The organism is Actinoplanes sp. M2I2 (assembly GCF_023544445.1).
GTDB lineage: Bacteria > Actinomycetota > Actinomycetes > Mycobacteriales > Micromonosporaceae > Actinoplanes.
Window position 1 is genome coordinate 194,243 of the sequence record NZ_JALPVJ010000013.1, and the last position, 14,430, is coordinate 208,672.

Annotated in this window: 9 protein-coding genes; 6 read left to right on the forward strand and 3 right to left on the reverse strand. The window is 69.4% G+C overall.

All coding sequences use genetic code 11. The features are described from left to right. Positions 1 to 14: 14 nt before the first annotated feature. From HJC40_RS26970 to HJC40_RS26980, 3 genes are all read left to right on the forward strand, one after another. Positions 15 to 6,152 (forward strand): RHS repeat-associated core domain-containing protein, encoded by a 6,138-nt coding sequence (locus HJC40_RS26970; RefSeq protein ID WP_250004946.1) that lies wholly within the window; start codon positions 15 to 17, stop codon positions 6,150 to 6,152. Next, the gene (locus tag HJC40_RS26975; RefSeq protein WP_250004949.1) at positions 6,149 to 6,958 is read left to right on the forward strand and encodes a hypothetical protein; all 810 of its coding nucleotides are present in this window, start codon (positions 6,149 to 6,151) and stop codon (positions 6,956 to 6,958) included. Before HJC40_RS26970 ends, HJC40_RS26975 begins: the two co-directional genes overlap by 4 nt. A 189-nt stretch (positions 6,959 to 7,147) precedes the next feature. After that, on the forward strand, positions 7,148 to 7,786 hold the full coding sequence (locus tag HJC40_RS26980; protein WP_250004952.1) for a helix-turn-helix domain-containing protein: 639 nt from the start codon (positions 7,148 to 7,150) through the stop codon (positions 7,784 to 7,786). 43 nt (positions 7,787 to 7,829) lie between these two features. On the opposite strand, the gene HJC40_RS26985 is transcribed toward HJC40_RS26980, so the two are convergent. Next, on the reverse strand, positions 7,830 to 8,582 hold the full coding sequence (locus tag HJC40_RS26985) for a TetR/AcrR family transcriptional regulator (protein ID WP_250004954.1): 753 nt from the start codon (positions 8,580 to 8,582) through the stop codon (positions 7,830 to 7,832). A 109-nt stretch (positions 8,583 to 8,691) separates the two neighbouring features. Between HJC40_RS26985 and HJC40_RS26990 the strand changes: the two genes are divergently transcribed. After that, on the forward strand, positions 8,692 to 9,078 hold the full coding sequence (locus tag HJC40_RS26990) for a helix-turn-helix domain-containing protein (RefSeq protein WP_250004957.1): 387 nt from the start codon (positions 8,692 to 8,694) through the stop codon (positions 9,076 to 9,078). Between the two features lie 37 nt (positions 9,079 to 9,115). Here the strand turns inward: HJC40_RS26990 and HJC40_RS26995 are convergent, their stop codons facing one another. After that, on the reverse strand, positions 9,116 to 9,757 hold the full coding sequence (locus HJC40_RS26995) for a class I SAM-dependent methyltransferase (protein WP_250004959.1): 642 nt from the start codon (positions 9,755 to 9,757) through the stop codon (positions 9,116 to 9,118). 448 nt (positions 9,758 to 10,205) lie between these two features. Between HJC40_RS26995 and HJC40_RS27000 the strand changes: the two genes are divergently transcribed. Next, complete coding sequence (locus HJC40_RS27000) at positions 10,206 to 12,395, forward strand: GDSL-type esterase/lipase family protein (RefSeq protein WP_250004962.1); 2,190 nt, start codon at positions 10,206 to 10,208, stop codon at positions 12,393 to 12,395. A 264-nt stretch (positions 12,396 to 12,659) separates the two neighbouring features. Beyond that, on the forward strand, positions 12,660 to 13,688 hold the full coding sequence (locus HJC40_RS27005) for a hypothetical protein (protein ID WP_250004965.1): 1,029 nt from the start codon (positions 12,660 to 12,662) through the stop codon (positions 13,686 to 13,688). Positions 13,689 to 13,824: 136 nt separating this feature from the next. On the opposite strand, the gene HJC40_RS27010 is transcribed toward HJC40_RS27005, so the two are convergent. Next, complete coding sequence (locus tag HJC40_RS27010) at positions 13,825 to 14,391, reverse strand: VOC family protein (RefSeq protein ID WP_250004968.1); 567 nt, start codon at positions 14,389 to 14,391, stop codon at positions 13,825 to 13,827. Positions 14,392 to 14,430 lie beyond the last annotated feature (39 nt).

A 14,430-nucleotide genomic window follows, 5' to 3' on the forward strand; every position in this document is an offset into this window, starting at 1 on the left:
CGGGAGGACCCCGCATGCGCTCCCTGTCCAGACTGGCCCTGGCCGGCCTCGTGGCTGTCACGTCCTTTTTGGTGGTGACGAGCCGGCCCGCCGAAGCTCATGAGCGACCGGCCATCCAGGCCGACCGCAAGCCGGCCAAGGGCACCCCGATGCCGGTCCGGCCCCGGCGGGCCGATCCGGCCGAGACGGCCACCGCCCCGGCCCAGGTGTCCTGGCCCAAGGCGGCCAAGACCCTGGTCACCGGCAAGGCGACCGTCGGCGGCCTTCCGGTCGCCGTCGGCGGCGCGGCCCAGGTCGAGACGTTCGACCGGGCCACCAGCGACCGTCTGGGCGTGGCCGGGCCGGTCGTGCGGCTGGACCGCACGGCCGAGGTCGAGATCGGGTACGCCTCGGTGGCCGGCGCCCGCGGCGGCGACTTCGGCTCGCGGCTGCAGCTGTCCCTGATCCCCGAGTGCGCCCTGCGCACCCCCGAGGCGGCCGCGTGCCGCCCGGTCCCGCTGCCCACCCGGAACGACACCGCGGCCGACACGGTCACGGCCGACCTGACCGCCGCGCCCGCCGGACAGCGGTCACTGCTGCTCGCGCTGACCGCGACGGACGCCTCGGCTCAGGGCGACTACTCGGCTACCGCGCTCGCGCCCTCCTCGAGCTGGGGCGTCTCGCCGTCCACGGGCGGGTTCAGCTGGAACTACCCCATCCGGACGCCTCCGGTGCCGGGCAAGCTCAACCCCAGCATCGCGCTGTCCTACTCCTCGCAGACCGTCGACGGGCGCACCAGCACCACGAACAACCAGGGCTCCTGGGTCGGCGAGGGCTTCACCTACGAGCCCGGTTACATCGAGCGCCGTTACAAGGCGTGCAGCCAGGACGGTCACAAGTACAACGGCGACCTGTGCTGGGGCACGGACAACGCGTTCCTGGTCCTCGGTGGGCGGTCGACCCGGCTCATCGGCAAGGACAAGACCTGGCGGCCGGCCGACGACGACGGCTCCAAGGTCGAGAAGCTCGACGCCGCCACCAACGGCGACAACGACGGCGAGCACTGGCGGATCACCACGACCGACGGCACCCAGTACACGTTCGGCAAGCAGCGCCTGCCGGGGTGGACGGCCGGCGCCGACGAAACCGACTCGACGTGGTCGGTGCCGGTCTACGGTGACGACGCCGACGAGCCGTGCCACAAGGCCGCGTTCGCCGACTCGGCCTGCACCCAGGCCTGGCGCTGGAATCTCGACCACGTCCAGGACGTCCACGGCAACGTCATCACGTATTTCTACGGCCGCGAGACCAATCACTACGCCAAGAACAACAAGACCGACGTCACGGGCACGGCCTACCACCGCGGCGGCTGGCTCAAGCGGGTCGACTACGGTCAGCGCAGCGACACCATCTTCACGGTGCCCGCCCCGGCCCGGGTGGTGTTCGGCGAGGCCGAGCGCTGCGAACCGACCAGCACGATGGACTGCGCGCCGGGCAAGCTGACCGACAGCACCGCGCTCAACTGGCCCGACGTGCCGTGGGACCGCAACTGCGCGTCCGGCGCCAAGTGCAAGGCGAACCAGAATGCACCCACCTTCTGGACCCGCAAGCGGCTGAGCACGATCACCCCGCAGATCCGCGTCGGCAGCGACTGGACGCCGGTCGAGCGGTGGAGCCTGGACCACCTGTTCACCAACAACGGTGACGGCAGCCGCACCCTGTGGCTCAACAAGATCGCCCACACCGGGCTCATCGGCGGCACCCAGACGCTGCCGGTGACCGAGCTGTCCGGCCAGCAGCTGCCCAACCGGGTGGACGTGCCCGGCGACAACACGGCCGCGCTGGTCCGATTCCGGGTGGCCGCGATCTACACCGACACCGGTGGCCAGATCGACGTCTCGTACTCCAAGCCCGACTGCACGGCCGGCGCGCTGCCCAAGGCGGGGGAGAGCACCAAGCGGTGCTTCCCGGTGCGCTGGCATCCCAACGGCGAGGAGGAGCCGGTCACCGACTGGTTCCTGAAGTACGTGGTCACCTCGGTCGTCCAGACCGACCGGGTCGGCGGCGCACCCGACCAGCTGACGTCCTACGAGTACGTCGGTGACGCGGCCTGGCGCAAGCCCGCGCCGGACGGCCTGACCGAGGACAAGTACCTCACCTGGGGCGAGTGGCGCGGCTACCCGCAGGTCGTGGTGCGCGGCGGCGACGGCCAGACCATGACCACCAAGGTGGAGCACAACTACCTGCGCGGCATGGACGGTGACAAGCTGCCGGCCGGCGGCACCCGCGACGTGAAGCGGACCGACTCGACCGGGGTGACCTACAACGACCAGGACGGCCTGGCCGGCTTCGAGTACGAGACGGTCACCTACAACGGCGACGACGTGGTCACCAAGACCCTCACCTCGCCGCTGCTGCAGGAGACCGGCAGCCAGGTCAACAGCTGGGGCACCGACCGCGCGTACCGGCTGCTCCCGCAGACCGCCCGCGAGCTGATCGCGCTGGACGGCGGGAAGTGGCGCGAGACCAAGTCGGTCACGTCCTACGACTCGCTCGGCCGGGAGACCCAGGTCGACGACCTGGCCGACACCTCGACCGCGGCCGACGACCGGTGCACCCGCACGACGTACGCCGACAACACCACCACGTGGCTGCGAGACCTGCCGCGTGAGCTCGAGACGGCCACGGTGAACTGCGCCAGGACACCGTCCCGGCCGGCCGATCTGATGCAGCACGAGAAGTATTACTACGACGTCACCGGCGCCACCCTGGACGCCGTCGTGGCCGGCACCACCGCCTACCCGGCGCCGACCACCGGCAACGCCACCCTCGTGCGCAAGCTCGACAACGGCGGATCGTTCTATCCGACCGCCCGCTCGACCTTCGACAAGTACGGCCGGGTGCTCACCGTGGCCGGCCCGGACGGGGCGGTCAGCACCACCACCACGTACGCCGAGACGGCCGGCCTGACCACGTCGAGCACCACCAAGAACGCGCTCGGCCATGTCGACACGGTCGTCTACGAGCCGGCCTGGGGCAGCCCCAAGTACCAGACCGACCCCAACGACAAGCGCATCGACTTCACGTACGACCCGATGGGCCGGCTCACCGCGGTGTGGCAGCCCGACCGGTCCAAGCTCGGCGGCCAGACCGCCAGCCTGAAGTACGGCTACCGGGTCGAGAAGGACAAGCCGGTCGCGGTCAGCACGCAGCGGGTGCGCAACGACGGCAGCTACAGCACCGAATACGAGCTGTACGACGGCTGGCTGCGCTCGCGCCAGACCCAGGCTCCCGGCCCGGAGAACGGGCGGCTGGTCGGCGAGACGTTCTACACGCCGACCGGCAAGACGGCCAAGGTGAACGCCACCTACTTCGCCGCCGGCGCGCCGGACGACACGTTGCTGAAGACCGCCGACGGCTCGGTCGACGGGCAGACGAAGTACGTCTACGACGGGGCCGACCGCCTCGTGGCCGAGGTCGCCGCGGTCTCCGGCAACGAGAAGTGGCGGACGCTCAGCTCCTATCACGGCGACCGCGTCGACCTCGACCCGCCGACCGGGGGCACGCCCACCTCGCAGGTCCTCAACGCCCGGGGCCAGCTGGTCGAGCTGCGCCAGTACCAGGGTGCCGGGCCGACCGGGGCCTACGACGCGACCCGGTACACGTACACGCCGGCCGGGCAGAAGGACAGCGTCGTCGACTCGTCCGGCAACACTTGGCGGTACGCCTTCGACAAGCGTGGCCGGCTGACCCGGACCGATGACCCGGACGCGGGCCGCACCGACTACGGCTACGACAGCCTCGACCGGCAGATCACGATCAAGGACGCCCGCAACCAGTCGGTCTTCTTCGCCTACGACGCGGTGGGCCGCAAGACCGCGACCCACCGCGGCCTGGACGCCACCGGCGAGAAGCTGGCCGCCTGGGAGTACGACACCAAGGCCAAGGGACAGCTGTACTACGCGGCCCGGCTGGTCGGCGGGAAGATGTTCGCCACGGCGACCATGCAGATGGACGACCAGTACCGGCCGTTGCTGACCCGGTACATCGTGCCGGACTCGCTGGGCGCGGAGCTCAAGGGCACGTACGACTTCACCACGACCTACAACCGGGACGACACGCTGCAGGGCGCGGGCTTCCCGGCCGCCGGTGGCCTGCCGGCCGAGGCGGTGACCTACACCTACGACAGCGTCGAGCGGATCACCAAGGTCACCGGCACCGCCACCACCTACGTGACCGACGTCGACTACGCCCAGACGGGCGAGGTCAACCAGGTCACGCTGAACGCGGGCGGCAAGAAGGCCTGGGCCACGTACGAGCACGAGCGCGGCACCAACCGGCTGACGCGTTCCCGGCTCGACCGCGAGACCGTCGCCGCCGTGGACATCGATCAGCGCTTCAGCTACGACGCGGTCGGCAACGTGACCGCCGTGGCCGACGAGCCGGCCGGCGGCAAGCGCGACATCCAGTGTCTCAGCTACGACTATCTGCGCCGGATGACGCATGCCTGGACGACCGCGACCGGCACGGCCCAGGACTGCCCGGGCGGCACCGAGGTCACCGGCGTGGGCGGCCCGGCGCCGTACGACCACGCGTACACCTACGACAAGGCCGGCAGTCGGGAGACCGAGACGGTCCGCGGGACCGACGGCAGCGTCGTCGAGCGGGCCTACGACTACGCGGACGCCGGCGCCGCTCAGCCGCATCTGCTCAAGTCGGTGACCACCACCACGCCCGCGGGGCAGGCGGTCGACTCCTACGAGTACGACGAGCGCGGCAGCACCAAGGTGCGCGCGGTCGGCGGGGCCCGGCAGGAGCTGACCTGGGATGCCGAGGGCAACCTGGCCTCGGCCACGGTGAAGGGCGCCGGCGGCGCGCCCGACGCGACCACCAGCTACGTGTACGGCGCGGACGGCGGCCGCATCGCCCGGGTCGACCCGGTGTCGACCACGGTCTACCTGGGTGTGCTGGAGTTGCGGCTCAACCGGACGAGCAAGGCGGTGACCGGCGTCCGCCAGGTGCCGCTGACCAACGGCCTGACCGTTTCGCAGACCGCGGCCGCCTCGTTCCTCGTCATGCCCGACCACCACGGGACGGGCCAGGCGGCGATCGGTGTCGCCACCGGTGATCTGATCCTGCGCAAGCAGACCCCGTTCGGTTCTCCGCGCGGCGGCACCGCGGTGCGGTGGCCGGACGACCGGACGTTCGTAGGCGGGGTCAATGACCCCGGGACCGGACTGATCTCGATCGGCGCCCGCGAGTACGACCCGCTCATCGGGCGGTTCCTGTCGGCCGACCCGATCACCGACGCCAAGGACCCGCAACAGCTGCACGGCTATGCGTACTCCAACAACGCGCCGATGACCCAGACCGACCCGACCGGCAAGCGGGCCTGCATCGACGACAACTGCCGGATGATCCATCCCCACGTCCCGCCGGCCAGGCCCGCCCAGCCGCCGACAGTCAAGAACAAGCGGTTGCGGGGGTTGCTCAACGACGTGTATTCGGCCAAGAACAACAACACCCGCTGGGTCGGCCGTGGCAAAGCCGGCGAGGCGTTGCTGCACGAGAAGCGGACCGGCCTCAAATCCGGGGTCGGGGCCAGTGCGACCTTCCACCACAAGGACGTGGTCGACTTGATGGGCGGCCTGGCCAACCTGATCGACGACTACGAGAAGCGGACCCTCAAGGGCAGCCGGGGTATGACCAAACTGACCGACGGCGAGCAAACCGCGACGCTCGAACCGGACGAGGTCAAGCTGGCCAAGGCCGAGGCCAAGGAGTTGTGGGACGCGATCCACGCCACCGACGAGGCGGGGGCGGTCACGGCCGACACCGACTCCAAGCCGGTGGTCAAGGCCGAGATCGAGGGCGTCATGGAGAACGTCAAGTCGAAGTGGGGCGTCCGGGACATCACCGGCGAGAAATTCGACGAGTCCAACCAGTTCAAGATGCCGCGCCACCAGAAGCCGCCGGCGGAACCGAAGCCGGGCACCGGAGGTGGAAGCCCGCACGTGCCCAGGGGCGGGGTCGGCGGCGTCGGCCGGGGAGCCAACATCGTCGAGGGCGGAGCCGCGGTGGGGGCGGCGATCGTGTACGGTCCGGAGGCGGTCTACTGCGCCTACTTCCCCGAAATGTGCACCTTCCCCGGAAGCGACGTCCCGATGGCATGAGCGAGCGAATCCCGGTCTACTTCGGGTTCCGCGACTACTTGTGGGATGTGCTCCCGGAATCCCGGGAGCACATCCTCAGCGAGGAGTTGTCGGAGGTCGAATCATCCGGTGACACCAGGGTGTTGACCGCCTACCGGTTCATGTCCAACGCGTTCTTCCGCCCGGTGCTGCTGGCCGCGGCCGAGAGCGGCGACATCGAGCTCGCGCGACGGTGCATCGCTCTGGTCGAGGACATGCTGGCCGGCCGCGACGCCGACCTGGTCGACCTGGTGCGCATCCGGGTGCTGAGCAAGACCGGCGAGTCGGCGGCGCTCGGTGACCTCTACCGGGCGTACGCCGGCCCGCTGACCCGTGAGGAGCTGGCGGTCAGTCATGCCGATCCGACCTACCTGCCGCCCGGCGACCCGAACGGGTCGCCGGCGTGGGTGGGCGACGGGCGGCCGGACGCCGCGGCGTGGGCCGTCCGGTCGTGGCTGTGGGAGCGGGTGCCCGGCACGCGCTCGCATGTGCTGATCGCCGAGCGGGCCGAGGTGCGGGCGACGATGTCGCTGGTCGCCATGACGCCCGGCCGCTACCTCTCCGAGGCCTTCCTACGGGGCCTGCTGCCCGAGGCGGGCGAGGCGGCAGCCGAGCTGGGCGACCCTGAGCCGAGCGAGGAGTCGGCCGCCGCGGTCGAGGCGATGCTGGCCGACCCGCTCATGGCTGCGCTGCTGCGCCCGCACCTGGGGGAGGTCGTCGCGGAGGCCGCCCGTAACCCGCTGCTCCGGGCTCATGCGGGCCCCGGGCTCGGCAGCCTCCTGTCCTGAGAGCGGCCTCCGCGCCGGTTCAGACTCTCCTTTCCGCTGCGATCTCCTCCTGGCCGACCAACGCGTCCGGAACCCTCCGCCGGTGATCGATCCTTGACGCAAAGTTCTTGGTCGACGGGGGCAACAACTCGGGTAACCCAGCGCGTCTGTTGATCGACGCTGTCTTGAGAACCCCGAGGAGCCGTACCGATGGCGATGACCCATAGGCGGATCAAGGACGACGTGGCGCCGGGGACGGCCATGGTCCGTGGCTCGGGAACGAAAGCCCACACATGTCACCCCGTTGTGCGAGTGGGCCGGGCGTTCGGCTCGGCGCGCACCGAGCAGGCCACCTCTCCGGCACTGCGGATTCTGACCGCTCATCTGGAGATGCTCTCGGCGGTGCTCACCGAGCTACAGCCCGCGGCGGTTCTGGCTGCCAGTGACGCCGCGGTCGAACTGGCCAAGGGTGTCCTGGCCGATGCGGCCGGCGAAGTGCCTTCGGCGGCGGAGCCCACCTTGGCCGTCGCGGCCCGGCAGATCGTCGACGAGGCGCTTGCTGACGCGCACCTCACGCCGCAGTGGGTGGCCCGGGAGCTGAGTGTCTCGGAGCGAACGCTGCAACGGGCCTTCCGCGACGAGGGGGAGAGCTTGATGGCGTACGTCCGACGCAGGCGGCTCGAGGGTGCCCTGACCGACCTCGTCCGGAAGCAGCCGCAGTCCCGCGTCACCGAAGTGGCGTTTCGATGGGGATTCTCGGACAGCAGCCACCTGATCCGGGTGTGCCGCAAGGTCTACGGCCAGACGCCGACGCAGTACGTGCGCGCCCACGTCGGCCGGCCGATGTGAGCCGTCGACGATCCTGACGTCGGCGAGGACGGGCGACGGGCCGCTATCGGCCGGGGTCGTCCATGCGTTCGAGCCAGCGGTTGAGCAGGGCTGTCTCGGCCGGTTCGAGGCGGTCGGTGCCCGTGAGCACGAGCTGGGAGTGCAGCCGGCGAGCGGCGGCGCGGATCGGGTCCGGCCCGGTCGGCGTCGCCGGTTCGGCGAGGACGGCGGCGAAGACGGCGTCGCGGGCGCGGTGCGACAGCGACGGGTCGTCGAACAGCGCGGGCCGGGTGATGAGGCCGAGGGCCACTCCGATGTTGGCCGGCAGGATCAGCTGGGCGGCCCGCCGCGGTGTGGTGGTCAGGGCGCCGACGGCGGCGCACCGCAGCAGCGTCTTCTCGAGCAGTTCCAGAATGCGTTCGTACGCGGTCGCGGCGGACTGCGGCCGCGGTGTGAACATCAGTTGGTAGAGGACGGGCTGCCCGGCCGCGAAGGCCATGTGGTCGTCCCAGCCGGCATGCAGGTCGGCCACGGGGTTGTCGGTGACTTCGAGCTCGGCCTTGCGCCGGGCGTAGCGCTCGAACCCGGAATCGGCGACAGCGTCGAGCAGCCCCCGCTTGTCGCCGAAGAGCCGGTACAGCACCGGTTGGGTGACGCCGGCCTCCTCACTGACCGCCCGGGTGGCGATGTCACCCTCCACGGACGCGACGAGCTGCCGTTCGGCCGCCTCGATGAGCGCGGCCCGGACGGCAGCGTCGTCGGCCGGCCCGACGGCGCCACGGCGCCGCCGCAGCGTACTCGCGTCCTGATCAGTCATGAATCAATGATATGACGCCTTGATAGCGGCGATCGGGCGACCGTGCTACGGTCGATCGTATCGTCGAAACGACTAGGCGCTATCGTCACTATGCTCGGGGAGTGAGGTCATGACGGGTTCACGGCTCACGGTGGTCGCCCGCCTGACCTGTGTGTCGTACGCCTTGGCGCTCACCGGCGCCGCTCAGCGGCTCGTCGACGAGCACCTCGAGCATCGGACGCTGACGCCCGAGCAGGTGGCCCAGGCGCTCAACATCTCCACCCGCACGCTCTACCGCGCCTTCGCGGTGAACGGCGAGCCCCTGATGGCGTACGTCCGCCGGCGGCGCCTGGAAAGGGCGCTGGCCGACCTGGCCGACCCGCAGCGGTGCCTCAACGTGGCTGAGATCGCCGCCCGCTGGGGCTTCGCCGACAGCAGCCACCTGGCCCGCGCGTGCCGTGGCAAGTACGGACAGACTCCCACCGAGTACGTCCGTGCCCAGGCGTCCGCCGCCTAGCCGGGACTGCACGGCGGGTGGTCGGGCACTCAACCCTTCAGTACGGGGCTGTCCGCGAGAAGACGGCCAACCAGGCGGGCACCGGCGTGGGTGACCGAGTCTCGATGACGTCTTCCTCGAGGGACCGGGTCTGCCACCCCTCGGCGAACGTGTCGGTCAGCTCCTCGCGGCGCAACCGTCGTGGCCCCGTGTCGCCGGGCATCCGGTCGCTGAAGCCCAGCATCAGGTAACGGCCGCCGGCCGGGACCGTGGCATTCAGGACGCCGACGAACTTGCGGCGGTCGGCGTCGTTCAGAACGTGGAACAGGCCACAGTCGACGACGGTGTCGAAGGTCTCGCCCAGCGCCGGGAGGTCGAGCACATCGCCGACCAGGAAACGGGCGTCCAGCCCGCGTTCCGCCCTGCGCTGCTTTGCGATGGCGATCGCGGTCGGAACGATGTCCACACCCGTCGCGTTCAGCCCGAGCGAAGCCGCCAGCAACGCGTGCTCGCCGGTGCCGCAGCCGACGTCGAGGACGCGGCCGGTCAGCAGGCCGTGCTCCGCCGCCCGGCGGAACGCCCCCTGCGGACGACCGATCTCCCACGGTGGCGGGGGGCCGTCATAGACGTCGAGATACGACTCGGCCTGGTCGGCGTCATCGAGCATCGGAATGGCGTCGAGATCTTCGGAACCATGCATGGGACGAACCATAAACGGCGCTGTCGCGGAATGGAGTGCTTGCGCCCATAATTGCGGTTTCGAGCCATTGTCATCATGACTCCGATATCGGATGGCGATGTCTCGCCGGCCGGCCGTTGTGGCATCAGCCGGCCGAGACCTATTCTACTGTCCACATCGTTCGTTCTCTCACGACAGTTGGCGCTCCCGTACAAGGTCAGGCGATCTCAGGATGCTTAGCCTTCAAGAACTGGACGGGGAATCCCGTCCACCCGATCACCGCTGCGCCGCCGCCCGCAAGGGCCAATCTCCATGAGGGAATTGCTGTCGCGACGGTTGGCCGAACCATGGGTCATCGGAAATGAAGGACTGGCGGGGACGCCGCTATCCGACGCCGCGGCAATGGTCGCGCGTCGATCGACGAATGGGATTGACGATGGAGCTTTCACGAAGACGCCGCGGCAGAGCCGTGGCGGTGTTGTCGGTCGGCCTGGTGCTGGCCGGGGCCGAGGTGGTGACGTCTCCGGCGGCCAACGCCATCCGAGGCGGTCAGAACTCCGCCACGCTGGACGGTCAAGTTCAGTTCTATGTGTCCGAAGGCGGGCGGATCGGCGATCCGTCCGAGTTCACCTGCGGGGGAACGCTCATCAGCCGGGAGTGGGTCCTGACCGCCAAGCACTGCTTCACGACCACTGGTGCGACGGAGGCCAACTCGGGGTTTCTGATCGGGGATCGTCAAGGCGGGCGGGGCGAGCCTCATACGCTGGAGTCGATTCATCTCGAGCCGAACACCGACGTCGCCCTGGTGCAGCTCGAGGACCCGGTGAGCAACCCGGCCTGGGTCCAGGAGTACGGACTGGGGGTGCCCGCCGTGAACCAGAACGTCTCCTTGCGCGGCTGGGGCTCCGACACCGAGGACATGCGGTCGCCGCTGCAGGTGGCGACGTTCCGGGTCAGAGACACCCGGGACCCGGATGGCGAGGAGGGCGCACGGCTGTCGCTGGACGACATCAATCAGGGCTATCCGGAGGCGGGCGACTCCGGTGGTGGCGTCAAGGCGGGCTCACTGATCTTCGCCGTGTATGTCGCCGCCGATGACGACGACCCGGTCGCCTTCGCCGTGCCGATCGAGGACGTCGCCGACTGGATTCAACGGACCAGTGGAGTGGGGCCGAGCCAGAGCAACCCGGTGGTCGCCGTCCGCGTCATGCCCCTCGGTGACTCGATCACCGACGGCGTCGGCAGTTCCACCGGCAACGGGTATCGGGCCAGGCTGCGGCAGAATCTCTCCGGCGCGGGGTACCGCACGGACCTCGTCGGGTCGGTGCGATCGGGCAACCTGGGCGACCCGGAGCACGAAGGGCACTCGGGCTGGGTGATCAACGAGATCACGGGCGCCGCCCGCTCGTTCGTACCCGCGTTCCGGCCCAGCGTCGTGCTGGTGCACGCGGGCACGAACGACATGGCCCGCAACATCGACCCGGCCGGTGCGCCGTCCCGGCTCGCGGCGCTGGTCGATCAGGTCCAGCGCGACGCCCCGGACGCGGTGGTCGTCGTCGCGACCCTGGTGCCGATGGCCGACAGCGCGGGCCAGGCCCGTACCGCCGCCTTCAACCAGAGTGTCCGCGCGCTGGTCCGCCAGCGCGAGAGCGAAGGCCGGCGGATCGGCCTCGTCGACCTGGGTTCGGTCACCACGGCCGACCTGGCCGACGGTCTGCACCCCAACGACCGCGGGTACGACAAGATGGGCGATGCCTTCTTCGAGGGCATCCAGGCCGCGGGGAGGAGGGGCTGGCTCAAGGAACCGTCGGCCGGCGATCAGTCGCCCTGCCCCGCGCCCGGCGGCGCCTGGCTGCCGCGGGGCCGGATCGCCTCCGGCACGGGGCCCGGCCCGAACATCCGCTTCGCCGACGTCGACGGTGACACCCGCGACGACTACCTCGTTCTCAACACCGACGGTTCGGTCGACGCGTGGCGCAACACCGGAGGCGACCAGAACGGCGTCCCCGGATGGAACCCGCTCGGCCCCATCGCCGCAGGCGTCGGCGTCCCGTCGACCGCCGTGCGCTTCGCCGACATCAACGGTGACCGCAAGGACGACTACCTGGTCGTCGGGTCAGGCGGTTCGGTCGACGCGTGGATCAACACCGGCGGTGACTCCGTCGGTCGGCCGGGCTGGGTGCCGCAGGGCCGCATCGCCACCGGTGTACCGGAAGCTCGCGGCCGCATCCTGGAGTTCGCGGACATCAAGGGTGACGAGCGCGACGACTACCTGCTGGTGGACCGGTCCACCGCCGTGCTTGCCTGGCAGAACGTCGGCGGCGACCAGAACGGGGTGCCCGGCTGGAACCCCCGCGGCCAGATCGCGACCGGAGTGGGCGGCATCCAGGATCGCATCATGTTCGCCGACGTCACCTGTGACCGCTTCGACGACTACCTGGTCGTCTCTTCGCAGAACGCCATGGAAGGCTGGCGCAACCTCGGCGGCGCCGACTCGTCCGGTCTGCCGGGCTGGGCGCCGATGGGCCGCATCGCCAGCGGTCTCGACGGAGCCCTGCGCCTGGCCGACGTCAACGGCGACGGCCTCGACGACTACCTGATCGTGGGCAGCAACGGCTCGGTCGACGCCTGGATGAACAACGGCGGCGACCGGGGCTGACCGCTGCCCCAGACGCCCTGCCGGGGCGCTGGGTTCCGCGGCGCGGGGAGGGTACTTCGCCTCCCCGCACCGCGGGGCGCTGCCGGAAGCGGCCGACGTCTCCCCAGGCCGGGCCGGCCGCACCGGCCTGCAGCAACCCCGATCGGCCAGGGTGCTCCCGTGCGCTTCGGCAGATCTGGCTGACAGTGAGATCACGGGCGTATCCGTCTTGACAAAACCCGATGAGTCGGCGATCGCCATTCGCCGTGAACAAGGATGGTATGAATGCAGAAGTCCGCGCATTTGGTGGGAAGCGTACCGTTGGCTTCGGCCGAGGATGTTTTCCGGGCCGCCGCTGGAACGCTGAGCGACGCTTTGAAGCGCCTACCTGATGGCGAGACCGGCCCCCGCGCGATGTGGGTCGGATGGCAAGTCCCGCTTTTTGCCGCACAGGACACCTTCGAGCAGTTCGTGGTATCGGGATTGCCGCAGTTCCGAGTGCGTGCCGGCGCGGACGTCGGGCAGGTGCACTTCGGTGAGCTGGGTTATGCGAAGGCCGCGACCACTTCTTACCAGATTTTCGCGATGCTGAAGACCGCCGGCCTGATCAAGCAGGATGTGCGCTTCCAGGTCAGCCTCCCGACGCCTCGAGCGACAATGGGCGGGCTGCTGCCGGACGAGGCCGACCAACAAGTCCTCGAGCCCTTGTACCGGGAAGCTCTGATCCGGGAGTTACACGAGATCGCGGACCGGATCCCACACGCCGAACTTGCGATTCAGTGGGATGTGGCCCTGGAGTTCGCTGCGATGGAGGGGGTCGCACTCCTGAGTGGGAACGCGCCGCCACGTGCGGGCCGCACTCCGGTATCAGAGGTGGCTACCTCATTGTCGGCACTGGCGGACGTCGTCCCACCGAACGTTGAACTGGGTTTTCATTTCTGCTACGGGGACGTCGCCCATCGGCACTTCATTCAGCCGAAAGACACTGGATTGATGGTCGAGTTGGCAACGGCGTTCCTGCCGGAGGTCGATCGTCGCGTTCAGTGGCTTCATCTGCCGGTTCCCGTCGATCGCGATGATGCAGAGTACTTTCGCCCTCTAGGCTCCTTGCCCCGCGCCCACTTCGACGAACTGTATCTCGGTCTGTTGCACATTTCGGATGGCGTGCAAGGAGCCTTGCGACGTATTGATGCCGCCCGCGCACTTGCCGGGGACTTCGGAGTCGCGACGGAGTGTGGATTCGGTCGACGCCGACCCGAGACCGTGCCGGCATTACTGGCGCTTCACCGCGAGGTCATCGACATGGCCGCATAATCACGGCCGTGGCCCGCTGAGCGAGTGTCGCGGCCGGCATGTCCGCCGAAGCTTTGCGGCCGGGCTTGATTTGCCCGGCCGCAAGGTAGGCCTTGAGTTGAGCCTTGTGCCACTTGGTTGAGGGTGCGGGATCGTGTCAGGGCTTCTGGACCGAAGGAGGGTTTCCGGCGCGTAGGTTGGCCATGGCCGCGATCGTTGCGTTGTCGAACCAGAGGATCTCGGTGTAGATGCCGGTCAGCGGCCGCGAGTCGAAATAAGCGAAATGAGTGCCGCCGGTCGAGAAGTTTCCGGCCTGTTCGATCGGGCCGAAAGCGGTGGTCAGATCGGCGACCGCGGCGTCGAAGTCGTACACCTGGAAGCCGAGATGGTGGAATCCGCCGGCCGGTCGTTCATCGAGGAACTCGGTGTAGAGGTTGGGATCGCCGCCGGGGCGGGGACTGATGACTTCGATGTTGGTGTCGCCGATGTAGCCCAGGGCCATGTCGACGCGTACGTCGATCGGTTTGCCGCGCAGCGTCGTCTCCAGCAGTGGCGCGTTATCGAGGATCCAGAACCCGGCCGGGCCGTAGACCTTCTCGAACTCGGCGCACTTGGCTTGCAGGTCGGGTGCGACCACACACCATTGGAAGAATCCCTGGGCCAGCTGGTTGGTCGCCGGGCGGGCCAGGTCGAACGCGGTCAGTCTCTCGACGGTGTCGGGCATGGGTGCCTCCTTGATCGGGTGGTGCAAGTCATGCCCGGC

What these genes read in the sequence shown, in the direction of transcription:
- HJC40_RS26990 (WP_250004957.1), top strand. Translation starts at nt 8,692, where the DNA reads ATGACGGGTTCACGGCTCACGGTGGTCGCCCGCCTGACCTGTGTGTCG.
- HJC40_RS27010 (WP_250004968.1), bottom strand. Translation starts at nt 14,391, where the DNA reads ATGCCCGACACCGTCGAGAGACTGACCGCGTTCGACCTGGCCCGCCCG.
- HJC40_RS26995 (WP_250004959.1), bottom strand. Translation starts at nt 9,757, where the DNA reads ATGCATGGTTCCGAAGATCTCGACGCCATTCCGATGCTCGATGACGCC.
- HJC40_RS27005 (WP_250004965.1), top strand. Translation starts at nt 12,660, where the DNA reads ATGCAGAAGTCCGCGCATTTGGTGGGAAGCGTACCGTTGGCTTCGGCC.
- HJC40_RS26980 (WP_250004952.1), top strand. Translation starts at nt 7,148, where the DNA reads ATGGCGATGACCCATAGGCGGATCAAGGACGACGTGGCGCCGGGGACG.
- HJC40_RS26985 (WP_250004954.1), bottom strand. Translation starts at nt 8,582, where the DNA reads ATGACTGATCAGGACGCGAGTACGCTGCGGCGGCGCCGTGGCGCCGTC.
- HJC40_RS26975 (WP_250004949.1), top strand. Translation starts at nt 6,149, where the DNA reads ATGAGCGAGCGAATCCCGGTCTACTTCGGGTTCCGCGACTACTTGTGG.
- HJC40_RS26970 (WP_250004946.1), top strand. Translation starts at nt 15, where the DNA reads ATGCGCTCCCTGTCCAGACTGGCCCTGGCCGGCCTCGTGGCTGTCACG.